The following is a 26,142-nucleotide window of genomic DNA, read 5'->3' on the forward strand; positions in this document are numbered from 1 at the left end:
GCCATGAACGTTGCTTGATAAAAACAAAAGTTATGAAAACAAATAGACGCAAGTTTATAAAAAGTATATCGGCTCTAGGTATCGCAGGAGCTACATATCCATGGTTGTCATCTTATGTAGGGAAAACTAGAAATGAGTATTTAAATGAAAAAATAACAAAAATCGAAATCTTTCGATACGATATCAATATACCTCGGTATTTTTCATGGGGCACATGGCATAACCGTCAGCATTTCTTTATCAAGATTTCTTCAGGAGATTTTTATGGTTGGACAGAAACTCCAGCTTCAAAAAACAACCCTGATTTTACACCAACGGATTGGGTTAAATATTTAAAACAATTTAAAGGATTAACGCTAAGAGAAGCCCAAAAATTATTAGCATCAGAGCAAGTATTGGGTTCAAAACGATCTTTAAAAATGTTAGAGTCTTTAGATATGGGGCTTTTAGATCTATCAGGAAGACTTCAAAATAAATCTGCTACAGAATTATTAGGCTTATCAGGACGAAGTCCTGTTCCAGGTCTGTATTGTATACTAGATAAAGACGAAAAAAAAGTTAGAGAAGAAGCAGAAAAAAGTATCGAACAACACCTAGGGCATCACATGAAATTTAAAATGTATGGCAATCAAGAGGTCGATTTAAAATTACTAAATAGTGTTAGAGATGTTTTAGGTGAAGAAGCTACTGTGATTTCGGATGTTAATAAAGGTTACAAAAATAAAACCTTAAAGCAACTTGGAGCTATTTTAAATACCTTTAGAAATAATGGGTTAAATGCTATTGAAGACCCTGCACATTTAAATGTTAATCAATGGATAGAATTACAAAAACTATCTGGAAACTTAGATTTAATTCCTGATGCACCATTACGTCCAGCTTGGAAAGGCCTACAAGTAATTAAATCAGGCATGGGAAGAATTTACAATTTGCATCCTTCTACCATGGGAAGCTTTAAACACACGGTTCAATTGGTTCATAAAGTACAAGAAATGAATGCAAAAGTTATGATAGGCGATGATAGTTTGGTAGGACCAGCTTGTTCAGCATGGCAACAAATAGCTGTTGGTGCTGGAGCTACTTGGGTAGAAGCCATTGAGAAAAAGGAAGACTCAAAAAAGTATTTAGATTGTTTGATACATAAACCCACTAAAAAAGAATCGCATGGTTATTATTCATTTAAGCCAAAGGCAGGTTTTGGCGTAGAATTAGATACGGATCGTTTAAAAAAAGTAAGTGAATTATATGTTGAAGTTTAGTGTAAATATAAATTTTTAGTAGACTGTTTAAAATGATAAAAAATAGAATAGTGATAGAAAAAAAAATAGCACCTATTTTTTTTGTAATGTTATTTTTTTTCTTCTTGACGAATTGTCAACAAGAAAAAATTGATCAAAAACCTAATATACTACTCATTTGTGTAGATGACCTTCGCCCAGAGTTAAAGAGTTTTGGAGCAAAGTATATTAGTTCTCCTAATATCGATGCTTTAGCGGAAAAAGGCATTAGATTCCAAAAGCATTTCGTGAACTCTCCAAGTTGTGGACCATCTAGATACACTTTGTTAACAGGACAATATGGGCCAGCAGGAAATAATGCACTTTTTCAAAGAGCAAAAAAAATAAACGAAGGTATACAGGAATTAGATAGAAGTATGCCAGAGTGGTTCAAATCGCATGGCTATACAACTGTTTCTGTAGGGAAAGTATCTCATCATCCAGGAGGAAGAGGTGGTAAGAATTGGAATGATAGCACTAAAATTGAAATGCCCAATGCCTGGGATAAACATTTGATACCAGTTGCAGAATGGAAACATCCACGTGGTATGATGCATGGCTTGGCTAATGGACAAATTAGAGTGAAATCGGGAGATATGGATGTGTTTGAGACCATAGAAGGAGATGATAATATTTATCCAGACGGAGCCATTACAGATGAAACTATCCATCAATTAAAAACACTTGCCAATAGTAGGAAGGGGCCATTTTTTCTAGCTGTTGGAATTATAAAACCACACTTGCCTTTTGGTGCACCAAAAAAGTACTATGATCAATATGATGGCGTGGATTTTCCAGATATAAAGCATCCTCAAAAACCAAAAGGAAAAACCACCTGGCATGGTTCGGGTGAATTTATGAAGTACAATAGTTGGGGAAAAAATCCAAACAGAGATGCCAATTTTGCCAATGAAGTACGTCGTCATTATGCTGCATGTGTAAGTTATGCAGATGCTCAAGTAGGAAAAATTCTTGCAGAATTGAAAAGAACGGGAGCTGATAAAAACACTATAGTTGTCCTTTGGGGAGATCATGGCTGGCACTTAGGCGAACATGCCATTTGGGGAAAACACAGTTTGTTTGAGGAATCGTTACATGCTCCTTTAGTAATTCATTATCCAACAATGATAAATAAAGGTGCAAATACAAATGCTATTGTGGAAACAGTAGACATCTTCCCAACTTTATGTGATCTAGCTGGAATTGAAATTCCGGGGTATTGTCACGGTGTGTCGCTAAAAAATATATTAGAATCACCGAATACTCTTGGGCACGACGTTATAGCTTACAATAATAATGCTTCAACGATTAGAACATTAACGCATAGAATGACGCTCCATAAAGATGGATTTGTAGAGTTATATGATCATACAACAGCAGAAAAAGAAACCAAAAATGTAGCTGAGGAACATATAGAGTTAGTCAATGAGTTAAAGAATGAGTTACATTCTAAGTTAGACGCATCTAATAAAAAATAGATTATTCTATTAGCTGTATTATTAGTATATAATACTGATATAACACTTAGGAGTAGGTTAATTACATTTAGATAAAAAAAATGTAGATAAAGTTTTAAATAATAAATAAATGATAAAAGTAGGATTATTTGGTATTGGTTTAGACACCTATTGGCCACAGTTTGAAGGTTTATTAGAACGATTGGAGGGCTATCAGCAACAAATAGCAGATAAGATGGAAGGTTTTGGTGCCGAAGTAATTAATGTAGGTTTGGTAGATGCACCTCAAGTAGCAAGGGATAAAGCGGAAATTCTAAAAAAAGAAGATATCGACATATTGTTTTTGTATGTGTCTACCTATGCCTTATCATCAACGGTGTTACCTGTAGTTCAAAAATTAAAATGTCCGACCATTATTTTAAATATTCAGCCGGTTGCCGCTATTGACTACGAGAGTTTCAACAAACTGGGAGATAGAGGAGTGATGACCGGAGAATGGCTAGCCCATTGTCAAGCCTGTTCAGTGCCAGAGTTGGCCAACGTGTTCAACCGTTCAGGAATAGATTATGAATTTGTTACTGGGTATTTAGATGAATCAGCTGTTTGGGATGATATTCAAGATTGGATTGATGCAGCAAATGTTGCTAAGGTAATGGCAAATAATAGGCTAGGGGTTTTAGGACATTATTACTGTGGTATGTTAGATGTATATTCAGATTTAACAAAGCAATCAGCTGCTTTTGGCACACATATCGAAATTTTAGAAATGTGTGAGGTAAAGAAATATCGTGATGCTGTGACCGATGCTGACGTGGAAGAGAAAATAAAGGAATTCCAAAGCACCTTCCAGGTTATAGATGCTTGTGAACAATCCGAATTAGTTCGAGCAGCAAAAACATCAATAGCTCTAGACAAATTGGTTGAAAACCATAATTTGGGCTCTATGGCTTATTATTATGAAGGCGAAACGGCTAACGAATATGAAAATATAGTAACATCTGTCATCGCAGGAAATACGTTGCTTACCGGAAAAAATGTGCCTGTTGCTGGTGAGTATGAAGTAAAAAATGCCCAAGCCATGAAAATCATGGATGCTTTTGGTGTTGGTGGTTCGTTCTCTGAATTTTATGCCATGGATTTTAATGATGATATTGTTATGCTTGGTCATGATGGCCCTGCACATTTTGCTATTGCCGAAGGCAATGTACAGTTAGTACCATTACCGGTGTATCACGGTAAACCCGGAAAAGGCTTATCCATTCAAATGACTGTGAAGCATGGCCCTGTAACCTTATTATCAGTTGTAGAAGGAAAAGACGATGTGTTCTTACTAGTAGCTGAAGGCGAATCTGTTGAAGGGCCTGTTCTACATATTGGAAATACTAATAGTCGTTACCGCTTTTCAATTGGGGCTAGAGCTTTTATGAACGAATGGTCCAAACAAGGACCATCCCATCATTGTGCTATCGGTGTGGGGCATATTGCTAATAAAATTGAGAAATTGGGGAGTTTACTTAACTTAAGAGTAGTTAGGATTTGCTAGGGTTAATAAACAGTCTCAGTTTTAGGTTGAATAATTACCTGTTTTAACTAAAACTGAGAAGCTTTGGTATAGTTTTATATCAGTCTTAAGTTTAGATTTATGTGCAGTTTAAAGTAGGATTATTGTGGCATTACATCTAAAAAGAACAGAGCTATTGGAAGGCTAAATTCCTATAATAAATAGTAAATTTTTACACTATTCCATGACAACACAGGATAAGTATCATGGAAGGGATACGTATTTTTCCGTTTCCTTTAAAAACATAAATTAATTAACAACAAACCTCTAAATAATGTCGATTAAACTTCAACAAAATCAATGGTTATCAAACATTTTTAAACTCCTTATTTTAATCATCAGTACAACAACTTTTGCTACGAATCCTAACTGGGATAATGCCCAATGGATTTGGCAACAAGAAGATAGTCCTTCAAATACTTGGATGAGTTTTAGAAAGACTATTTCTATCGATGAAATTCCAGAAAAAGTTGAAGCTCATATTTCTGTAGATAGCAAATTTTGGCTTTGGGTAAATGGAGAAATGGTAATTTTTGAGGGCGGATTATCAAGAGGACCAAGTCAAGCTGGCGAATGGAACCGAAAAGAAAAAATAACGCCAGCAAATTCATGGTACGAAACCGTAAATATTCAACCGTATTTAAAAAAAGGAAAAAATACCATTGCTGTTTTAGTATGGTTTTGGGGAAGAGAAACGCACAAAGGTACCCACATTGATAGTGGAAAAGGTGGTTTATTATTTTCTTCAGAAATAGGGAATCAGCATTTAGTTTCAGACGCTAGTTGGAAAGTTTTACAACATCCAGGCTATGATAATACTATAGAACCAGCTAGTAAATCTTTAGTGCAATACGCCGTAAAGTTTAATGCTTCTATAGCTTTAAACGATTGGTCAGATAAAGCTTGGTATACACCAAGTTTTAATGATACTGATTGGACGACTGCTTCAGAAAAGGGAAAAGTAGGTGTTGCACCTTGGTATAACATAGAAAAAAATATTGTACCGCATTTGGTGAATCATGGTTTAGTAAATTATGCAAATCATGCTGAGCTAAAGTTGCCATTCACAAGTGAAGGACAAACCATAAAATGTAAGTTGCCTTTTAATAAACAGGTAACGGCTTTTTTGGAAATTGAAGCCAAAGCTGGAGATACTATTTTTATTACTACAGATAATAGACTTAATAAAATACATGCCACTTATATAACTAAAGGAGGTACTCAAGCTTTTGAGAGTTTTTCTTGGTTTAATGGGCATGAAGTGCAATATACAATTCCTGCAGGTGTAAAAGTAAAAGCTTTGAAATACCGCTGGATGAGCGTAGGTGAAATGGCAGGTAGTTTTAAAGTAGACGATCCTTTTTACAACCGTTTGTGGGATATGGGGAACAATACACTTTTTGTTTGTGCTCGTGATAATTTTATGGATTGCCCAGACCGTGAGCGTGCGTTGTGGATTGGCGATGTGGCAGACCAAACAGGATATTTGTTTTACGCTATGGACAATGCCGGTCGTCAACTCTTAAAAAAAGCTATTTTACAAACGGTTTACTTTAATGAGAATGATGTAATTGGTGCTTTAGGGCCATTACGTGTGCGTGAGTTGGTATGTCAAAGTTTACAGTTTATTGCTCAAGTGGTTTGGCCATATTACTTGAATACAGGTGATAAAGAAACCCTTGAGATTGTATATCCTTATTTATTCAGGTATTTAGATTTATTTCCTATGAAGGAAAACGGACTTCCAGAATATAGAAAAAGTAAAAGTCCAGATTCTTGGAATTGGCTGGATTGGGGCGTAAAAGGTACTATTGATGAGCAACCTATTCAAATGGCATTCTATTATTTAGCTTTAAGAGAAGCCAAAAAAATGGCAGAAGTTTTAGGAGAAGATGCACATGTAAAATGGTATAAAAAACGCATGATTTCCATGAAAGGCGCTTACGAAAAAAAGTTTTGGAAAAATGGTTTCTATAGTAGCAATCCAGAAAAATTTAAGGATGATAGGGCGAATGCTATTGCCATTATCTCGGGAATTTCAAACCCAGAATATTACAATCAAATTGTAGATAATGTGTTAATTCCGAACCGTTTTTCTAGTCCGCATTTTGAATGGATGGCTGAAGAGGCCATGTTTATTGCAGGACGCCCAAAAGCTTCCTTACAACGCATGAAAGAGATGTATCAAAGTCAGGTAGACCAAGAAGGTATGACCACACTTTACGAAAAATTTGGAAACAAAGGAAGTTATAACCACGCCTGGAATGGGTCTAATACCATATTGTCAAAATATGTAGCCGGTGTTGAGACAACTAAGGAGGCTTGGAGCGAATTTCAAATTTTGCCAACATTAGTACATTTTAAATCAATAGAAAAAACAATTCCAACAGTAAAAGGAGATATTGTTATTCAAATGCATAAAACAAATCATTCCTATCAATTAGATTTAGAATCTCCGGAACAAACTTCGGCTATTATTGGCATTCCAAAAGCTGAAAAACAAATAAGTACTGTTGAAATAAATGGTAAAATTGTTTGGAAAAATGGAACATCAAAAAAGAAATTTTCAGGATTAGAATTTATTGATAATGATGCGCAATTTCTGAAATTTAAGGTGTCATCAGGTGCTTGGAATTTGAAAGCTGAGTACCAATAAATCTTTTTGTTTTAATTCTGAAGTAGGAAAAATAACTCACAATGAAACCACTAAAAATAACTTGTAAAATCCTTTTTGTGGCACTTGCCATAAGCATATTGGGTTGCAAGACTAAGCAAGTGAAAAATCAAACAGCGTTTGTTGAAAATCAAAATGTAGCTCAAAAACCAAACATTATTTTTATCCTAGCAGATGATTTGGGTTATGGAGATTTAGGTTTTAACGGTCAAGACAAAATTAAAACCCCAAACATTGATAAACTAGCCGAAAATGGCATGGTATTTACCAATCATTATACCGGGTCTTCCGTGTGCGGGCCGTCTCGTGCGGTATTGATGACAGGTAAACATACTGGGCACGCCACAGTGAGAGGAAACCCAAGATGGACAGCAAGTGGCAAACCTGTTGACATAAATAACGAAGATGTAACGGTGGCCGAAGAACTGAAGCGGGCAGGTTATACCACAGGAATTATTGGAAAATGGGGTTTGGCTGAAAATTTAGATAAAGGCCTACCAAATAAACAAGGGTTTGATTATTTCTATGGATTCAATCAACATTCTCCGGCGCATCATTATTATCCGGAATATATTTATGAAAATGATAAAAAATTAACCTTAGAGGGTAATAATCATCAAACCAAAGAAGGGCAACATATTCAGTATTTGTTCACAGAAAAGGCTACCGAATTCATAAATAAGAATCATCAAAACCCTTTCTTTTTGTATTTGGCTTATACTATTCCGCATTTTGAATTAACCATTCCTGAAGAGGAAAAGGAACAATACAAAAACTTAGGTTGGCCAAAACGACAAATGAATCCAGGTCATTACCGTCATGATGAGGATGGGCACGTTACCTATGCTGCTATGGTATCAACTTTAGATAGACATATTGGCGATTTAGTGCAACAATTAAAAGATCTTGGTATTGCTAAGAATACCCTAATTGTGTTTACCAGTGATAACGGCCATGAATACGATAATGTAAAAGACGAATTTTTTAATAGCAATGGCGATTTTCAAGGACGTAAGCGCGATCTATACGAAGGCGGCATTCATACCCCATTTGTTGCGTATTGGCCAAATACCATTAAAGCGGGCAGCACAAGCAATCACATTTCTGCCTTTTGGGATTTTTTACCCACAGCCTGCGAATTGGTTGGATTAGAACCTTCAGATGATCAAATAGATGGCGTTTCCTATGCGCCTACCTTATTGGGAGATGTTGAAAATCAAACACAACATCATTACCTGTATTGGGAATTTAATGAAAGCAAAGGGCCTATTCAAGCCGTAAGACAAAATCATTGGAAAGCGGTAAAATATCATGATAAGCCCATTGAACTCTATAATTTAAATGAAGATGTAAGTGAGATGAATAACATTGCTGAACAGCATCCTAAAAAAGCCGAAGTCTTACTAAAACTGATGAATACTTCGCGAACTGAACATGCGGAATTTCCATTGGTAAAAAGACACTAAAAAAAATAATTATTTACTTAATTTTTGAGTTTTCATGAAAAATAAATCTTTTATTTTTTTTGTAATAAGTATTGGTTTAATACAATGCCTGTTTCCATGCCAAACAGTATTGAAGTTCAGTGGTTCAGAAAATCAAGCTCTTGAAGAAAACTTCAAAAACCCACCGCACGAAGTACGACCTCAAGCTTGGTGGTGGTGGTTGCAAACACCCACCAACAAAGAAGCTATTACGCGTGATTTGGAAGAAATGAAAGCCAAAGGCTTATCCGGATGTATGGTGTTAGACGGTGGTGTAGGTCCTTTTGGCCCCCACAAATGGAAAAAGAAAACCATCATTGACACTACGAAAATCAGATACGAAGTTACAGATGAATACAAAGGCGGAAGTCTGAGTCAGCCTAATGAAAAACTAGAAACCTGGTCGAAGCCATGGCGGGATATGGTACGTTTTGCCTCGCTTGAAGCTGGAAGACTAGGGCTAGACTTTGGTGTGTTTATTGGTCCAGCAGGATGTGCTGCGCCATGGGTAACTCCCAATTATGGGCAACAAGAGTTAGTTTGGAGTGAACTATCGGTTGAAGGAGGAAATAGAATCAACCAAAAATTTCCAAAACCTAAACTTCCTGTTCAAACAAAAAGACAACGAGAAAATCAAACCGTAAAAGACGCACAAAATGCCTTCTACAATGACATTGCTATTTTGGCTTTTCTTGAGGAGAAAACACCTTCGATAAACGACATAATAAATATAACCGACAAGCTTGATGAAAACGGCCATTTAAACTGGAATGCTCCTAAAGGAAATTGGCGTATTATTCGTTTTGGTTACCGTCCAACCGGACGTAATTTAGGTGGTGTTTTTTACATCGACCATTTAAGTAAAGAAGCTTTCGATTTGCATTGGCAAAAAACCGTGGGAACCTTACTAGAGGAGATGAGTCCTGAGGAAAGACAAGCTTTTAAATACGTAGAATGTGATAGCTGGGAAGCTGGCGACCCAAACTGGACAAAACATTTCCCAGAAGAATTTGAAACTCGTCGAGGTTATGATATTGTGAAATACATGCCTGCATTAATCGGAGTAAATATTGAATCTGATAAAACAACTGAACATTTTTTAAACGATTTTCGATTGACGATTAGTGATTTAATTTCAGAAAATCATTATGGAAGACAACAAGAAGTTGCACACGAACACAAACTAGAATCTTATGCCGAAGCCGCAGGACCGCACCAATACCAAGCCGATTTAAAAAAATGTGTGAGCAAGTGTGATGTAGCTATGGGAGAATTTTGGATGCCATCGCCGCACAGAGAAAAACCAAGTGGGCGTTTCTTGGTGCGTGAAGCGGCAACAGCAGCACATACCTATGGTATTAAAAAAGTATTTGCTGAATCGTTTACTTCCGTTGGGCCGAATTGGGAAGTCTCTCCTTTTCAAATGAAAGCAGCTGCAGATCAGGCGTTTTGTGATGGTCTCAATTGGATTTGCTTTCACACGTTTTCGCATCGTCCTTCGGTTACTGATGTACCTGGTTTGACACACAGTGCAGGTACTCATTTTGATAGAACCAACACGTGGTGGAACCAGTCAAGACCCTTTGTTGATTATCTTTCACGTTGCTCTTATATGCTACAACAAGGTTTGTTTGTTGCTGATGTACTGTTTTATAACGGGCACGGTTTACGCTCAGGAGCTGATGCATTTGAATGGGAGGACGGTATGAAAAATCCACCCGAAAGTTTAGGTAAAGGTTACGATTATGATAAGTGTAACGAAGAGGTTTTGTTAAGCAGACTAGAATTCAAAAATAACGAATTGGTATTGTCAGATGGTATGAGTTATAAGGTTTTGGTTATTGACGAAAAAACGCCTGTATCACTAAAAGCACTAAAAAAAATAGTAAAACTTGCAGAACAAGGCGCAACAGTTGTGGGTAAAATAGAAACCTCGATGTTGAGTAATGTAGATAATGTTACCGAGTATCAAAATTTGACCAAACGTATTTGGGGTAATCTCGAAAAAGGTGAACATAAAATGGGCAAAGGAACCTTTGTTTGGAATAAATCCATCCGAGATGTCTTACTCAATAAAAACATCCTTCAAGATTTTGAATGTACAGGTTTAAGTGATGTAGGGGTTATCGATTATATCCACCGAAAAACTGAAGATGCAGATATCTATTACGTTGCCAGTAAATGGCAACCTATTGAAAAAGTAGCATGTACTTTTAGAGTGGTTAACAAACAACCCGAATTATGGAATCCTGTTACTGGCGAAACGCGTCTATTAACCAATTTTAAAGTTGAAAATGGCAAAACCATTATTCCTATGGAGTTTGGCCCTTGTAGTTCTTATTTTGTGGTTTTTAAGGAACCAATATCAATACAAAATTCAGTTTCAAACTGGCCTCAACTTAAAACAGTTCAAAACATTGAAGGGTCGTGGAATGTGAGTTTTGATAAAAATTGGGGAGGACCAGAATCTATCATTTTTCCAAATTTATTAGATTGGTCGAAACACGAAAACTCAGGTGTTAAATATTACTCGGGGACTGCTACATATCGAAAAACTTTTGATGTTAAAATTTTAAATACAAATCAAGAGCTTTACCTAGATTTAGGACAAATACATGAATTGGCTCGTGTTACATTGAATGGTGTTGATTTAGGCATTACTTGGTCAAAACCATACCGCGTAAACATAACATCACATGTAAAGGCAAAAGGCAACACTTTAGAAATAGACGTTGTAAACCTTTGGCCAAATCGATTGATTGGTGATGCCTTTTTGCAGGAAGAAGAACAATTTACTAAAACCAATATCAGAAAGTTTACTAAAGATACAGAGCTGTTGCCTTCTGGATTAATTGGACCTGTACAAATTTTAACAACAAAAACTGATTGAATTTTGTTAATTATGAAAAGTTTTGTTCTCAACAAAAACTAATAAATAATTACACAATATGATTAGTAATGGACGGTTCAATAACATGACTAGAAGTATGATAAGAAAGACCATTTTTGTGACGTTGTTGCTTAGCTTGTTTGTTTCAGGTCTACAAGCTCAAGATGTTTCTTTAGAACAGAACTTTAAAAATCCTCCGTCAGAAGCTAAGCCACAGACTATTTGGTTTTGGATTAATGGAAATGTAACGAAAACGGGTATAACAGCCGATTTGGAAGCCATGAAAAAGGTAGGCATTCAAGGGGCAATAATTTTTAATGTGAGTTTGGGGAATCCTGTAGGTGTGGCACCTTATTTAAGTCAGGAGTGGTTAGAACTTTTTAAGTATGCCGGATTGGAAGCTCAACGTTTAGGGCTTGACCTGGGTTTTCATAATGGGGCTGGTTGGTCATCATCAGGAGGACCTTCTATTACTCCAGAATATGCTATGCAAGAACTGGTCTATAGTGAAACGATACATCAGGGAGCCAAAATATTTAATGGTAAGTTAGAACAACCTGAAACCAAATTGGGATTCTACAAGGATATTGCTGTTCTCGCTTTTCCAAAACCCAAGACCGATGTACGTATAGATGAATTAGAAATAAAAACCCTTTCTCATAAAGTACGTAGTCATTTAGACCCAGATGATAAACTTATTTCTGATTTAGCCGTAGTTCATAAACAAGATATTTTTGACTTAACCTCTAAGTTAAAAAGTGATGGTTTTTTAGAATGGAAGGCGCCCGCAGGAGAGTGGGTTATTCTAAGAATTGGACATACGCCAACAGGTGAAATGAATCGTTTTCCCAGTGATGGTGGTCGTGGTTTAGAATGTGATAAAATGAGTAAACAAGCGGTTGATGTATTTTGGAATGGTAGCATTAAGCCCATACTAAAAAAGTTAGACACGCTAGTTGGTACCACAGTTAAAAGGTGTCATATTGATAGTTATGAAGTTGGAACTACAAACTGGACTTCCAATTTCGCTGAAGCATTCAAAACACTTCGTTCATATGATTGTCGCTCATATTTGCCCGCTTTGGCTGGTTATTACGTTGAGAGTGGAGAAGAAACCGAGCGGTTTCTCTGGGATTTCCGTCGTACTATAGGAGATTTGATAGCCGAAAATTATTACGGACGCTTTGCTGAACTCAGTCATAAAAACAACATGTTGCTTTCTATTGAGCCTTATTGGGGACCCTTTGATAATATGCAAGTTGGAGAAAAGGCAGATATGGTTATGTCTGAGTTTTGGAGCGGAAGCCTTGCCTTTTTTGACTCGCCTAAATTTGTTGCTTCTATTGCAAAATTAAATGGAAATCCGATTGCTGAGGCAGAGTCTTTTACAGGAATGGGAGGTTGGGATCAGCATCCAAGTACGCTTAAAGCCATGGGCGATTTAGCATGGGCTCAAGGGACTAATCGTTTTGTTTTTCATTGTTATGTCCATCAACCTTGGGATGTTGGTCCTGGGTTGACTTTACAGGTTTTTGGAACTGACTTTAACCGTTTAAATACCTGGTGGAATCAAAGTAAGCCCTTTGTGGATTATATCAGTAGAGGTCAGTTTTTATTACAACAAGGCACCTCTGTAGCCGATGTATTGGTGTTTACAGGAGAAGCATCTCCCAATGACGCCTTATTAATGCCAGAAATAAAAGCATTGGGATATGATTATGATGTGATTGGCTCTAACAAGATAAAGGCATTAACGGTAAAGGAAGGTTTAGTATGCACATCGGTTGGTGAAAAATATCAAGCTTTGGTGTTACCTTCAAACGAATGGATGACACCAGAAACGCTTGCTAAAATTGAAGAACTGGCGGTAAAAGGCGCTTTAGTTATTGGCTCAAAACCTAACAAATCTCCAAGTCTTAAAAAGTATTCTGAATTTGATGAAAGTGTCGAGCAAATGGCCGATATATTATGGGATACAGGACCCGTAAAAGTGCATTCAATTGTAGATGTGTTAAAGAATGGAGCATTACCTCCCGATTTTTTTATTGAAGAAGAAAGTCAGGAATCCATAGATTTTATTCACAGAAAAACAGAAGATACCGACATTTATTTTGTGGTAAATTCTAAAAAAGAAAGTCGAGAATTAGCTTGTCGTTTTCGAGTATCAGGAAAACAGCCAGAGCTTTGGAATGCCGAAACCGGTGAAATAACTAAGGCTACAATATGGCAGGAAAATGATGATGCTACCACAACAGTGTCCATTCTGTTCGAGCCAGAAGGTTCTGTATTTGTGGTTTTTAGGAATCCGATACATGAAGGTGAACACATTGTATATGCTGAGATGAAGTTGAAAAACCCGGCGGTAATACCCCTTTCAAACTTGAAAATTAGCAAAGCAGAATACGGCACATTTTTACCTGATGGTTTGGTTGATGTCACGGAGGTAGTTGTAAACAGGATTCAAAATAATGGATTACATATACAAGCTACAAGAGAACTTTCTAAAGGTGATCCTGCTCCTGGCTATAAAAAAGAATTACGCATTCAATATAAAATTGGAGAAGCGGTATTCGAAAAAAATGCCATGGAAAAAGAATGGCTAGAAATTGATGCTCCTGCCAGCGGCAAACTAAAAATATTGAAAGCTGTTTTTGGAAAGTTTGCAGGGAGTGTTGATGGCATCCCTCCAAACCAACCTGTTTTTGATGTCACTGAAGAAGTAAAGTCAATGGTAGCTTCAGGATTATATGAAATACCGGTAAAGGACAGTTTTTTTGAAGGAAAAGAGATCAAAACAAAAAAAGCCTTACGTGTAACTTACATAACTAATGATGAAGATAAAATGGTTACTGTTTTTGATGGAGGTACATTGAAATTGACCCATACAACATCAGAACCAAAATTAGTGTTTAAAGATGATAAAGTGAATTTAGTTACGCCTTTTGCTGGTGAAATGACTTATGAATCTTCAAACGGAAAGACCAAAACATTAAAAGTTAAATCTGTGCCAGAACCTATTGAATTAACAGGGAGCTGGAATGTAAGTTTTCCTCTAAAAGATAAACCCGCTTTAATAAAAACCTTCAATTATTTAACGTCATGGTCAGATGCATCAGAAGAAGATATTCGTTTTTTTTCGGGTACAGCTAGCTATAAAAAGGAGTTTCAAATCCCTGAAAAACTCATTAAATCATATTATTCTTTAGAATTAGATTTAAGTAATGTTAAGGAAATTGCTGAAGTGATTCTAAATGGGAAAAAACTAGGAATATTATGGAAAGCCCCATACATATTAAATATTGACGATGCCATTGTAAAAGGCTCCAATACACTAGAGGTGAAAATTACAAACCTTTGGCCCAATAGATTAATTGGTGATGAGCAATTATCGCTAGATTATGAACGTAAAGGGCCGCATATAAAACAATGGCCAGAGTGGCTTTTAAATAATACTGAGCGCCCAACCGAGCGTCAAACACTGGCCGCTTTTAAACATTGGCATAAGGATTCAGAATTGCTACCTTCAGGATTGTTAGGACCGGTGAAAATAGTGGTTTCTAGAATCAAGGAATTGCAATAATATTGGCATGAAGTAGGAAGAATTTTTGAAAGATAACACGTTAGCATGATGGAGCAGGACGGGGCAACAGATTTTTAGTATTAAGTTTGACCTTAAGTTTGAATTAAAATGATGAATAAAGTAGTATTTAGGTTTGGACTAATGCTCTTAAGCCTTATTTTTCAAAGTTCATGCAGTCAAGAGTCTCCAAATATTATCATTATAAATGTTGATGATTTAGGGTGGAAAGATGTTGGTTTTATGGGCAGTGAATATTATGAAACTCCCAATATAGATTATCTGTCTAGTTTAGGGATGGTATTTACAAATGGTTATGCAGCTGCATCCAATTGCGCCCCGAGTAGGGCTGGCTTAATGACAGGACAATGGTCACCGCGCCATGGTGTTTTTACGGTTAGCCCATCGGCAAGAGGAAGATCTGAAGACAGAAAACTTATTCCTATTAAAAACACACATACGCTTTCGCCAGAACATGATATTCTTCCAGAGGTTTTAAAGGATAACGGGTATGTAACTTGTCATGCAGGGAAGTGGCATTTAAGTGATAATCCTTTAGCGTATGGTTTTGATGTTAACATTGGTGGAAACCATGCAGGATTACCCAAAAGTTATTATCCACCGTATAAAAATGTAACTATTGAAGGCGGTTCAGATAAGTATTTAACAGATGCTATTATGGAAAAAGCCATAAAGTTTTTGGATACCGTGCAAAAACCGTTCTTTCTCAATTATTCACCATATGCTGTACATGTCCCAATAATGGGCATAGATAGTATTATACCTATATATGAAAAAAAATCACCATGGAAAGGTCAAGCGAACCCTGAGTATGCTTCAATGGTAGATAATTTGGATAGAAATATTGGGTTACTTATCAATAAATTGAAAGAAAGAGCGTTTTTGGATAATACGCTTATAATTTTTACATCAGATAATGGTGGTTTGTACGGTATAACCAAACAAAAACCATTACGAGCAGGAAAAGGAAGTTATTATGAAGGTGGAATTCGAGAGCCCTTTTTCTTTGTGTTAAATGGTAAGATTAAAGCAAATACTAAAAGTGATGTTCCTATAACGAATCTTGATATTTTTCCAACGGTATTGCAGTATGCGGGAGTTGATGCTAGTACGCTTCATCTAGATGGACATAGTTTAGCACCTGTTTTAGAAGAAGAAGTACAGGTATTTGAACGTGCTTTATTTTGGCATTTCCCGGTTTACTTACAGGCATATAATGTTAATGATAACGAAAATCGGGATTCCTTGTTTAGAACGCGACCTGGGTCTGTCATAAGAAAAGGAGAATGGAAATTGCATTACTATTTTGAAGATGAGGGCGTAGAATTATATAATTTATCTGAAGATATTGAAGAGCGAAATAATCTTGTAGCAACACATCTAGAGAAAAAAGATGAATTATTGAGATTACTCAAAAACTGGTGGCAGGAAACGAAAGCTCCAATACCTTCAACATTAAACCCTGAATTTAGAGATTAAAAAAACTTAAACACAACGTTTTCAATTTACAGATCTAAATAACTAGCAATTCATGCTTTTTTTTTAGTACGTTGTGCACATCTATTAAATGAAATTGTAAAATTATGAGAAAGATTAGTGCTTTAATATTTATTTTTTTGATTACGTCATGTCAAAGAAATGACCTGCCTGATGAAAACAGTGACTCCAGTAAGGATCGGGCTATTTTATTTTATACAGAAAAACTCAATGAGTATGTTTTAGTCAATGGGATTTTTCAAGATGTAGTTAATAATGTTGGCGATGCTATTTTAAAGGCTGAAAGTGAATTAAAAGGTGAGCAAATTGGATCTGAGAATGGACCTGAACTAATAATAGAGCCTTTTGATTTAGAAACCTTTCCAAAAACCATAACAGTTGATTTTGGCAGAGGGACACTTTGTGAAGATGGCATTGTACGTAGAGGTATTATTACCATTATTTCATCAGGATGGTTTGGACAGTTGGGTAGCTTTCACACCACTACATTTAATAATTTTTATCACGATATATTTAAAGTTCAAGGCACACAAGTGGTTGAAAATTGGGGTGAAAACGAAGACGGTGATGTCGTTTTTGGCGTGACTGTTGAAAACGGTAATGTAACATCTAACAATGGAATAAATATAACTTTTGATGAAGAGTCTAATAGAACGTGGATTGCTGGTTCTGAAACTGCCTCAAATATATGGGATGATGAGTATCTGTTGGAAGGAATTCAGTGGGGTATCACTTCAGATGGCACCCGTTATCTTGTAGCTTTTGAGCCACCATTACATTACGTTTTAAAGCCAAGAACTACTAAATCTGGTGTTGTTGATCTGGCAATAGATGAAATTACGGGTTTCAAAATTAATTATACCAACCAAACAATTACAGTATTGGGTGAAACTACCTCATGGAATTAAGCTTGTATAATATTACATTCAGGGGTTTTATAGCGATAGTATTAATATGGGGTTAATTAGTAAACGTATGGTCACGCTGTATAAACTATTCATCGCTAGCCTATTTTAGTTGATTGCTTGAAAATGAAGATTTCAAAAAAGCATATAAGTAATCAAAGGGCGTTGAATTGATGTACAAGTGGTAAAGGATATATGGTCAATGAAGTTGATATATCAAGGAAATTTTTCAGTTTTAGGGCGGTAGGATTTGTTGAAACTAGATTTTATAAGTTTGTTTTGTTGTCATGATAGAGCAGGATGGTTTAAAGGTTTTGAGACTTTACTTTTAGACCTTAATATTATTTAAAAAGAGAAAATATGCAAGCAATATTAGGTGTTTTATTTCATTCCTTAGGAGGAATTGCGTCAGGTAGTTTTTATATGCCATTTAACAAAGTGAAAGGATGGGCATGGGAAAGCTATTGGATGGTTGGTGGTTTAATGTCATGGCTAATTGTTCCGCCATTGGCCGCTTATTTAACTGTTCCAGGATTTTTGGATATAATAGCTTCTGGCTCCAGTACCATTGTAGGTTTTACCTTTTTAATGGGGTTACTTTGGGGTGTAGGAGGTTTATCCTATGGGCTTGGGGTTCGCTATTTAGGAATGTCTTTAGGTAATTCGGTTGTTCTCGGTTTTTGTGCAGCTTTTGGAGCTGTTGTGCCTTCGATATATTATAATTTTAGTCCAGCTGAAGGGAAAGTGTCTTTTACAGATATGTTGGGAGCAACAGGTGGACAAGTAGTTTTGTTGGGTGTTTTGGTTTGTCTTTTGGGTATTTGGCTTTGCGGAAAAGCTGGAATTATGAAAGAAAAAGAACTTTCTGATGAAGAAAAAAAGAAATCTGTTTCAGAGTTTAACTTAGTAAAAGGATTAATTGTTGCTATTCTCTCAGGTATTTTAAGTTCATTTTTTAGTTTTGGTATTGAATCAGGAAAGCCTCTGGCCGAAGCTGCAGTAGAAGCAGGTTACGACCATTTGTTTGCTAATAATGTAACCTTTGTGGTTATTCTTTGGGGTGGTTTAGTGACCAATTTAATTTGGACAACTGTTTTAAGTATTCAAAATAAATCTTATAAGGATTTCACAAATAAGAACACACCAATATCAAAAAACATCATGTTCGCTGCTTTAGCAGGAACTATATGGTTTTTACAATTCTTTTTCTATGGTATGGGTGAGAGTAAGTTGGGGAGCGGAGCAAGTTCTTGGATTTTACATATGTCTACCATTATTTTGACCGCAAACTTTTGGGGAATATATAGGAAAGAATGGAAGGGCGTTGCGAAAAAAACGAAATATACCATAACAGCTGGTATTGTTGTAATTCTTATGTCTGTAGTCCTTGTTGGTATTGGTAATTCTATTTAAGAACAACGTGCTTTATAACTGATTTGATTTATCAAGACAATTTAAACATGATATGAAATAAGTTAGAAATGATTTATTTTATATCATGTTTTTGTTTTTTAAAAACTTCAAATAGGTTGTTAAAATTTTAGAGAGGTTTTATCTTTCTATAAAAAAGAAACCTATTTTCGAAAATGCATATCAGTGTTTGCTCAAAAATAATGATTTGAGCATGTTCTATAAATAATCATCACTAAAACAATGTTCTTTGTTAAATTGTAGCCTTAGACTATTAAGATTATTTTAATAAAAAATATAAAAATGAACTGTTTTACAACGGCCTTAGTCAAAAATGAAATATATAACCAAATTCAAATAGATCATTCCCTACATAAATTAACGTCTTTAAATTCAATATGTGCAGTTACATCTCCAGTATCACTTGTGCCGTAAGCCCCATATCTCGTGTAAACTCGTTCTGTAGTATGGTTATGTGTAATATAGGTTTCAGTATCACCAACTGTTATTTTTGAAAATGCAGTACCATTAACATCGTAGCCTGTTTCATAAGCAAAAGCGTATTCTTGATTGTAATTTATTGTTTTTAAGTTTTTTACGTCCCTTTCGCCGCCTGTGTCTGTGGTATATGGATTAATGGTTACATGAGTTTCTAATTGTATTTTATCACTAGATTTCTTGGCGTAAAGTAAAAATTGTGCACTTCTATTTGTACTTCCGGCTTCTTCTCCTTTTAAAATATCACCATCTGCATGGGACTGGATAATGCAGGTATTTCCATCACTTAAATCTACAATTTTAAGTGTACCGGTTAGATTAGTGTTTTTATTCGTTCCGTGCGAAATAGTTTTAAAAAATCGTTCTACTCTAGTTCTAGTGCCATCATATCGTATTTCGCCACCAGTAATCTTATAGCTACCCCAGCCGTTAGCTAAATTTTCATAACCCCCTACAGTATTATCTGTTCTACAATCTAATGTACCTTGATTGTTGGGGGTTGAAACATCCTTACAAGATTGTGATTGTGACGCTGAAGGCCCTAAGTTCGGAAAATCTGAAACCTCATCACAAACCTGGTTAGCAGTAGTATTTGAGTTGTCGTCCTTTGATTCTTCTATTATCGTTTTTTCTTTTTCTGATTGGCTTTCAGAATTATTAGAACATGACATTAATAAGGTTAAAAATAAAATGAGTCCATTTTTACCTATTAATTGAAGTTTGTTTTTCATTATAAAATTCTTATGATTGCTTAGTGCTATTAAATATAGGGTTTCAAGATACTTACGAAACCAATTAGGAGTATCCTGTTCTATCTTGTTTTTTGGCTGTTAAGGTATCAGAGTACAGGATGATTTTAAGAGTTATTAACCTGTATTATAGCTTTGTGAGCATACTAGAAAGACTTTGTCTGAAGTATGGAAAAATGAATAATTTCTGAAATAATTGAAGTAATACAAAATTTGCAAAGTGCATGATAGTACAGGATAAGTTTTTTGAACTATTCAGGTACCTTCAACCACTAAATTTAACAGCGATAAGACGCTAACTCTAACTTTAAAAATGAAAAAACACCAACTCTTATTTGTAATAGCATGTTTTGCAGTGTTTTGTATTTCTTGTATGCAAGTTTCCACTTCAAGAAGTCAAATTAATTTTGAAACCCTATTGGTTGATAACAAGCAAAACCCATCAACAATTGAAAGCGAGCAACCCACGTTTTCTTGGGTAGTTAATGCGGATGGGTTCAATAAATCGCAATCTGCATATCAAATCTTGGTAGCGTCCTTAGAAGAAAAGTTAAATGAAAATGATGCTGATATCTGGAATTCAAATAATGTAAAAAGTGACCAAACTGCATTTGTACGGTATAAAGGGAAGCCTTTAAAAGCCATGACAGCCTATTTCTGGAAGGTTAAAATTTGGGATGAAAGTGGTAATGCCTCTACCTGGTCTAATACCCAAACATTTCAAATGGGGTTGATGGACAAGGAAAACTGGGGTGATGCAAAATGGATTACCTTGAATAAGGATACAAGAACATCACCACACCGCTATAGAAACTACCAAACCGGAAAAATGAAAAAACCAACGCCCGTTGATGGTTTCGCAGCTAGTTATTTTAGAAATGAAATAGCTATTGATAAAACTCTGAAAAATGCGCAAGCTTATATCTGTGGTTTAGGCTATTACGAAATGTATATAAACGGTAAAAAAGTAGGTGATCATGTTTTAGATCCTGCGCCTTCAAATTATGATAAACAAGCGTATTATGTGAATTATGATATTACAGAGCAGCTCCAAACAGGTAAAAATGCCTTCGGAATTATATTAGGAAATGGTTTTTACGGTCAAAATATATCTTGGAGCCGAGATCCAGAGTCGAATAAAAAAGGCGTGTCTTACGGTCCTCCAACAGTACGTTGTTTGGTTAAACTAAATTATACCGATGGGTCTTCTGAAGATTTTTATACAGACGAAAACTGGAAAGAAGCTACAGGGCCAATTGTATTTAATAATATTTATGGAGGTGATACTTATGATGCCAGTTATGAATTAGGTAATTGGACTGAATCAGGATATGATGCAGCAGCATGGGGCAATGTGAAAATAGCAACGCCAAAAATAGCAAAAGTAAGTGCGCAACAAATTCCTGCAATAAAAAAATTAAAGGAATTTGAACCTACAAATGTTTTTAAAGCGGCAGACGGCGAATGGATTGTAGATTTTGGACAAAATATTGCGGGTTGGGTAAAAATCAATGTACAAGAAAAGAAAAACCAGTTGATTGAAATCATAACAACTGAAGCTTTATTAACCAACGGAAAAGATATTTTTCAAGGTTCAACAGGTGGTGGTGCCAATGGTATGGCTCAAATTTATAAATACATATGCAAAGGTGATGCTATTGAATCTTGGGAACCAAAATTTAGTTATCACGGATTTAGATATGCCAAAATAAAAGGTATTACCAAAAAGCCAGATGCTAATATGATTAAGGCTGTTTTAGTAGCTACAGATATTCAAGAAACGGGAAGTTTTAAGTCTTCAAGTGAGCTTTTAAATAAAATGCACAGCATCAGTAAATGGACTATTGAAGACAATGTACATGGTATTCCTGAAGATTGTCCGCATCGTGAAAAATGTGGCTGGTTGGGTGATGCACATGCCTTTTGTGAGTATGCCTTGTATAATTATGATATGTATGATTTTTATAAAAAATACATGGAAGATATTCGTACTCAAATGCGACCAACAAAAGGACATAATAACCCTGAAATTAAATTTCAAGTACCTACCATGGTTGCGCCAGGAAAACGAACCTCTACTTATGCAAAAATTGATTGGGGTGTGGCTACCATGTATTTACCTTGGTATAATTACTGGTATTATGGAGATGATGCTATTGTAAAAGAGTATTATAACGAGATGAAAGGTTTAACGGATTTTTATCTGAACTATAAAGGCGAAAATGGCATTATGCAAGACGGTATGGGTGATTGGTGTCCACCACGTTGGGACAGAAGGTTAAACCCAAGTGCCATGGAATGTGATCCTATCATTTCAGCAAATGCCTATTTCTATGATGTGCTAGGCATTATGGAAACGTTTGCAAAAATGAATGCAGACGCGGAATATGAAGCAAAGATGAAAGCAGAAAAAGAGGCTTTAAAAACAGCTTTTAATAAAGCGTTTTTGGTAGACATTCCTAATACCAAGCACAAATGGTATCAAAGTCAAACCGCTACTGTTCAGGCGTTACAATTTGGTATTGTGCCTGAAACAGAAATTGAAAATGTTGTGAATGGCCTAGAGCATGATATTGTAAAAGTTAAGGGAGGGCATCACTCAACAGGAATTCATGGTAATCGTTACATTTATACGGTATTATCAAAATATGGTAAGGCCGATTTAGCTTATGCTATCTTAACCACACCCGAGTTTCCTAGTCAAACGTATGTGATGAATTCTGGATTTACCACGTGGCCTGAGCGTCAGTTTGAATGGGAGAAAATGGAAGGTCCAACCAATTCATTAAATCATCCTATGCATAGTGGTTTTGCGGCTTACTTTTTTGAGTCTTTAGGAGGTGTAAAATCTTCAAGAAACCAAACTGGTTACAAGGTGTTTACTGTTAATCCTGAGTTTCCTAGCGCTGTTACAAATACAGATATTTCTGTTCCAACATCTTATGGTGCTGTTAAAAATTCGTGGAGTTTAAAAGATGGTTTGTTAACCATGAATTTGGTTGTGCCGTTTAATACAAAAGCTACATTGGTTTTAAGTCAGAATGAGTTTCAAACTATTAAAATTAATGGTTTGAATTTTAATGTATTTAAAAATTCGTTTGAATACGAAGTAGAAGAAAATACTAACATCATTCTCGGCTCAGGTTCATATGAAATTACATATACTAAAGACTAATATTTAACACTAACTTTTGATTTAAAAAGGAACGTCAAGTATCTAATGCATTATTAATGAAAAACATAAAAAGAGTTGCTAATGTTCTAATTTTTATACTCATCAAATCGATGTCTTTAGTCGCGCAAACAGCGCCTTGTGATGGTCTGTTGCCTTTTGAAGAACAAAACGGAATTTTGACTATAGAAATGGAATCGGGTGTTATAAATCATCCAAATTGGAAAGTAGATAACAGTGTTTCCGGTTATACTGGTGATGGTTACATTTATTGGGATGGCCCTGAGTCTTTTTCTAGTCTATCTAATGCGTTTATAGTATATAATATAAAAATTAATACCCCTGGAACTTACAGGTTTGCATGGCATATGAAAATCAATAAAGGCACATCTAAGGGTGAGCATAATGACGCTTGGTTAAAAATTGACGCTGATGATTATTATGGTCTAAAAACAGGTCATAGAGTAATACCTAAACCAGCTTGTCAAACTGACCCAAATAATGATTGTCCTGTGGGCTCATCCACATTGGGTTTTTTCAAAATTTTTGGAAATACTTTAGATTGGAGGTTTGTAGCAAATACCAATGATGGCGATTCTCATCGTGTTTTTGTAACCTTTAATAATCCAGGGATTTACAAAATCACCTTAGATGCTAGATCCTCTTATTGCCTTTTAGATAGAATGGTTTTAAGGCTAAATGCTATTTCTGATAGTGTGGCCTTTAATCTTGCTAATAATGAGTCTTTATGTTACAGCGGAGTTTTATCTGTTGATAATCAAAAACAAGTAAAGCCCTTAAGTTTGTATCCTAATCCTACAACCGGTATTGTAACTGTTGCAAACCTATGTCTAGATGATGATCTTATTGTAACAAACATTCACGGTATTGTAATTCGTACTTTAAAAATGACTAAAACCAATGCAACTATTGATCTAAGTGATTTAGCAAGTGGTATCTATTTCGTTTCATTAAAAAACAATACATCAGGTTTTTCAAAAAAAATCATAAAGTTATAAATCAAAACGCCTTAAATACAATTTAAATGAAAATATCAAATCTAATTGATTTTAAAACTTTAGTAGCTGTTTTGGCTTGCACAGTTTTGGCATGTAAATCTAAAACAGAACAAATAGATGTGGCTGAAGTCAAATCAACGGTCAATCAGCCTCCTAAAACTGGCAGTTTTGGTGATCAAGGTGACGGCACCTATATCAATCCTATTTTAAATGCCGATTATCCAGACTCTGATATTGAGCAAGTAGGCGATACCTATTACATGATAACGTCCAAACAACATATGTCTCCTGGTATGCCCATTTTAGAGTCAAAAGATATGGTAAACTGGACCAATGTTGGACATGCATTTGACAGCTTATCATGGGCTCCAGAGTACAACTGGGACCGTATGAATGGCTATTCGTTTGGTGTTTGGGCTGGAGATTTAGCCTACCATGAAGGTAAATGGTATTGTTATCAAATAGATTACCAACATGGATTAATGGTTACCACGGCAAAAGATATAAAAGGCCCTTGGAGTAAACCAATCATGATGTTGCCTAAAGCTAAGGTTTTAGATGACCCTGCTGTGTTTTGGGATAAAGAAACTCATAAAGCTTATGTAATTATCAATACCGCTGGAAAGCAAAAAGATTCTGATAATAAAATAGAGGGTAACGAAAACAGAATTTATGAAATGAGTTGGGATGGTACTAAAATTCTAGATGAAGGTAAATTGGTGTATACAGGCATGGGAGCTGAAGCGGCCAAAATTTATAAAATTGACGGAACCTGGTATATCTTTTTAGCGCAGTGGACTATGGGAGATAAATCTACCAAACCAGGTGTTAAAAACCCTAAAAATGATAGAAAACAAATTGTACTTCGTTCAAAAGAAAGTATTTATGGCCCGTATGAAGTAAAAACTGTTTTAGAAAAAGGAACGGTGTTTAATAACCGCAGTGCCAGCCAAGGTGCATTAATGCAAGCTCCAGATAAATCATGGTGGTATATGCATCAGTTAATCCAAAATGATGATATTCCTTTTCAAGGGCGTCCTCAATGTCTTGAGCCTGTTAATTGGGTTGATGGATGGCCAATTATAGGTGTAGATGAAGATAACGATGGCATAGGTGAACCTGTAAAACAACATAAAAAACCTATAGACGGTTATCCAATTACAGCCCCCAGTTCAGACGATGATTTTTCATCATCTAAATTAGGATTCCAATGGGAGTGGAACCATAATCCAAGAAACACGCATTGGTCTTTAACCGAGCGCCCCGGGTGGTTACGCCTTAAAGCAACCAAAATATTACCAAACGAAAAAGGTTACGGTCCAAACATAAACGAGTGGACAAACAATGATGGCTCAGATTCTGATTTTTGGAGAGCTTGCAATACCCTAAGTCAACGTATCATGGGGATTACAACAGGTACTGCCGTTTCTAAGTTTGATATTTCTGGCATGCAACCCCATCAATTAGCTGGTTTTGTAAGATATGGCGGGGTGTTTAATTTGTTAGGTGTTGAGGTTGATCAAAACGGTAAAAAGCATTTGTTTTATATGAGTCCTATGGCTGAAAAAACCAAAGGTCCAGAGCTTACAGGATCTAATTTATACATAAGAACAACAAATAATAGTGATCAAGCTACTTATGAATATAGTTTGAATGGTAAAACCTTTACTAAATTCGGACCAACATTTACTATTGCCTTCGGAAAATGGACAGGTGACCGTTTAGGGTTCTTCTCTTGGAATGAAAAAGAAGATGCCGGTTATATTGATGTAGATTGGTTTACATATGATTACGATGGGCCTAAGGCAGCAAAGCAGTAATGCAAATTTTAAATAATTAGAGCGTTACCCACAAGGGGTCGGGCTTTCACGACTCGCTCTCTGCGAGGAGCTTAAACATGCCGTTCAATCCCTAACGCAGTAAAAATAAACAGTAAGGAAAAAAGAGTTAA

The 26,142-nt window shown here is 35.8% G+C and carries 14 protein-coding genes; 13 read left to right on the forward strand and 1 reads right to left on the reverse strand.

The genetic code is table 11. The features are described from left to right. The first annotated feature begins 32 nt into the window (after positions 1-32). The 10 genes from KFZ70_RS12065 (at position 33) to rhaT (ending at position 18,756) form a co-directional block, all read left to right on the forward strand. On the forward strand, positions 33-1,259 hold the full coding sequence (locus KFZ70_RS12065) for a mandelate racemase/muconate lactonizing enzyme family protein (protein WP_139696323.1): 1,227 nt from the start codon (positions 33-35) through the stop codon (positions 1,257-1,259). Between the two features lie 104 nt (positions 1,260-1,363). Continuing rightward, positions 1,364-2,755, forward strand: coding sequence for a sulfatase (locus KFZ70_RS12070; protein ID WP_233244031.1), 1,392 nt, complete (start codon positions 1,364-1,366; stop codon positions 2,753-2,755). 109 nt (positions 2,756-2,864) lie between these two features. Beyond that, positions 2,865-4,277: an L-fucose/L-arabinose isomerase family protein gene (locus KFZ70_RS12075; protein WP_139696321.1), complete on the forward strand. Its 1,413-nt coding sequence runs from the start codon at positions 2,865-2,867 to the stop codon at positions 4,275-4,277. 292 nt (positions 4,278-4,569) lie between these two features. After that, the gene (locus KFZ70_RS12080) at positions 4,570-6,951 is read left to right on the forward strand and encodes an alpha-L-rhamnosidase C-terminal domain-containing protein (protein WP_139696319.1); all 2,382 of its coding nucleotides are present in this window, start codon (positions 4,570-4,572) and stop codon (positions 6,949-6,951) included. Positions 6,952-6,992: 41 nt separating this feature from the next. Then, the gene (locus KFZ70_RS12085) at positions 6,993-8,435 is read left to right on the forward strand and encodes an arylsulfatase (RefSeq protein ID WP_139696317.1); all 1,443 of its coding nucleotides are present in this window, start codon (positions 6,993-6,995) and stop codon (positions 8,433-8,435) included. Between the two features lie 34 nt (positions 8,436-8,469). Next, positions 8,470-11,343 (forward strand): glycosyl hydrolase, encoded by a 2,874-nt coding sequence (locus KFZ70_RS12090; protein WP_139696316.1) that lies wholly within the window; start codon positions 8,470-8,472, stop codon positions 11,341-11,343. Between the two features lie 97 nt (positions 11,344-11,440). Then, a complete protein-coding gene (locus KFZ70_RS12095) occupies positions 11,441-14,923 on the forward strand; it encodes a glycosyl hydrolase (RefSeq protein WP_233244030.1) in 3,483 nt (1,160 codons plus the stop codon). A gap of 108 nt (positions 14,924-15,031) precedes the next feature. Further along, the gene (locus tag KFZ70_RS12100) at positions 15,032-16,420 is read left to right on the forward strand and encodes a sulfatase (protein ID WP_139696314.1); all 1,389 of its coding nucleotides are present in this window, start codon (positions 15,032-15,034) and stop codon (positions 16,418-16,420) included. Between the two features lie 104 nt (positions 16,421-16,524). Continuing rightward, complete coding sequence (locus tag KFZ70_RS12105) at positions 16,525-17,346, forward strand: hypothetical protein (RefSeq protein WP_139696313.1); 822 nt, start codon at positions 16,525-16,527, stop codon at positions 17,344-17,346. A gap of 357 nt (positions 17,347-17,703) precedes the next feature. Further along, positions 17,704-18,756: an L-rhamnose/proton symporter RhaT gene (gene rhaT / locus KFZ70_RS12110; RefSeq protein ID WP_139696312.1), complete on the forward strand. Its 1,053-nt coding sequence runs from the start codon at positions 17,704-17,706 to the stop codon at positions 18,754-18,756. Positions 18,757-19,115: 359 nt separating this feature from the next. On the opposite strand, the gene KFZ70_RS12115 is transcribed toward rhaT, so the two are convergent. Beyond that, a complete protein-coding gene (locus KFZ70_RS12115) occupies positions 19,116-19,982 on the reverse strand; it encodes a hypothetical protein (protein WP_139696311.1) in 867 nt (288 codons plus the stop codon). A gap of 331 nt (positions 19,983-20,313) precedes the next feature. Between KFZ70_RS12115 and KFZ70_RS12120 the strand changes: the two genes are divergently transcribed. From KFZ70_RS12120 to KFZ70_RS12130, 3 genes are read left to right on the forward strand one after another with little or no spacing between them, the layout of a single operon-like run. Further along, positions 20,314-23,175, forward strand: coding sequence for an alpha-L-rhamnosidase (locus KFZ70_RS12120; protein ID WP_139696310.1), 2,862 nt, complete (start codon positions 20,314-20,316; stop codon positions 23,173-23,175). A gap of 56 nt (positions 23,176-23,231) precedes the next feature. Next, positions 23,232-24,191 carry a T9SS type A sorting domain-containing protein gene (locus KFZ70_RS12125; protein ID WP_139696309.1) on the forward strand — a complete coding sequence of 320 codons (960 nt, stop codon included), beginning with the start codon at positions 23,232-23,234 and terminating at the stop codon, positions 24,189-24,191. Positions 24,192-24,217: 26 nt separating this feature from the next. Next, a complete protein-coding gene (locus KFZ70_RS12130; RefSeq protein WP_139696308.1) occupies positions 24,218-26,011 on the forward strand; it encodes a glycoside hydrolase 43 family protein in 1,794 nt (597 codons plus the stop codon). The last annotated feature ends 131 nt before the right edge of the window (positions 26,012-26,142 follow it).

This window comes from Allotamlana fucoidanivorans, from assembly GCF_045788535.1.
GTDB classification, from domain to species: domain Bacteria; phylum Bacteroidota; class Bacteroidia; order Flavobacteriales; family Flavobacteriaceae; genus Allotamlana; species Allotamlana fucoidanivorans.

Bases quoted from the DNA above. Each gene is read 5' to 3' on its own strand.
- KFZ70_RS12065 (WP_139696323.1), top strand. From the start codon at position 33: ATGAAAACAAATAGACGCAAGTTTATAAAAAGTATATCGGCTCTAGGT.
- KFZ70_RS12075 (WP_139696321.1), top strand. From the start codon at position 2,865: ATGATAAAAGTAGGATTATTTGGTATTGGTTTAGACACCTATTGGCCA.
- KFZ70_RS12080 (WP_139696319.1), top strand. From the start codon at position 4,570: ATGTCGATTAAACTTCAACAAAATCAATGGTTATCAAACATTTTTAAA.
- KFZ70_RS12085 (WP_139696317.1), top strand. From the start codon at position 6,993: ATGAAACCACTAAAAATAACTTGTAAAATCCTTTTTGTGGCACTTGCC.
- KFZ70_RS12090 (WP_139696316.1), top strand. From the start codon at position 8,470: ATGAAAAATAAATCTTTTATTTTTTTTGTAATAAGTATTGGTTTAATA.
- KFZ70_RS12095 (WP_233244030.1), top strand. From the start codon at position 11,441: ATGATAAGAAAGACCATTTTTGTGACGTTGTTGCTTAGCTTGTTTGTT.
- KFZ70_RS12100 (WP_139696314.1), top strand. From the start codon at position 15,032: ATGATGAATAAAGTAGTATTTAGGTTTGGACTAATGCTCTTAAGCCTT.
- KFZ70_RS12105 (WP_139696313.1), top strand. From the start codon at position 16,525: ATGAGAAAGATTAGTGCTTTAATATTTATTTTTTTGATTACGTCATGT.
- rhaT (WP_139696312.1), top strand. From the start codon at position 17,704: ATGCAAGCAATATTAGGTGTTTTATTTCATTCCTTAGGAGGAATTGCG.
- KFZ70_RS12115 (WP_139696311.1), bottom strand. From the start codon at position 19,982: ATGAAAAACAAACTTCAATTAATAGGTAAAAATGGACTCATTTTATTT.
- KFZ70_RS12120 (WP_139696310.1), top strand. From the start codon at position 20,314: ATGAAAAAACACCAACTCTTATTTGTAATAGCATGTTTTGCAGTGTTT.
- KFZ70_RS12125 (WP_139696309.1), top strand. From the start codon at position 23,232: ATGAAAAACATAAAAAGAGTTGCTAATGTTCTAATTTTTATACTCATC.
- KFZ70_RS12130 (WP_139696308.1), top strand. From the start codon at position 24,218: ATGAAAATATCAAATCTAATTGATTTTAAAACTTTAGTAGCTGTTTTG.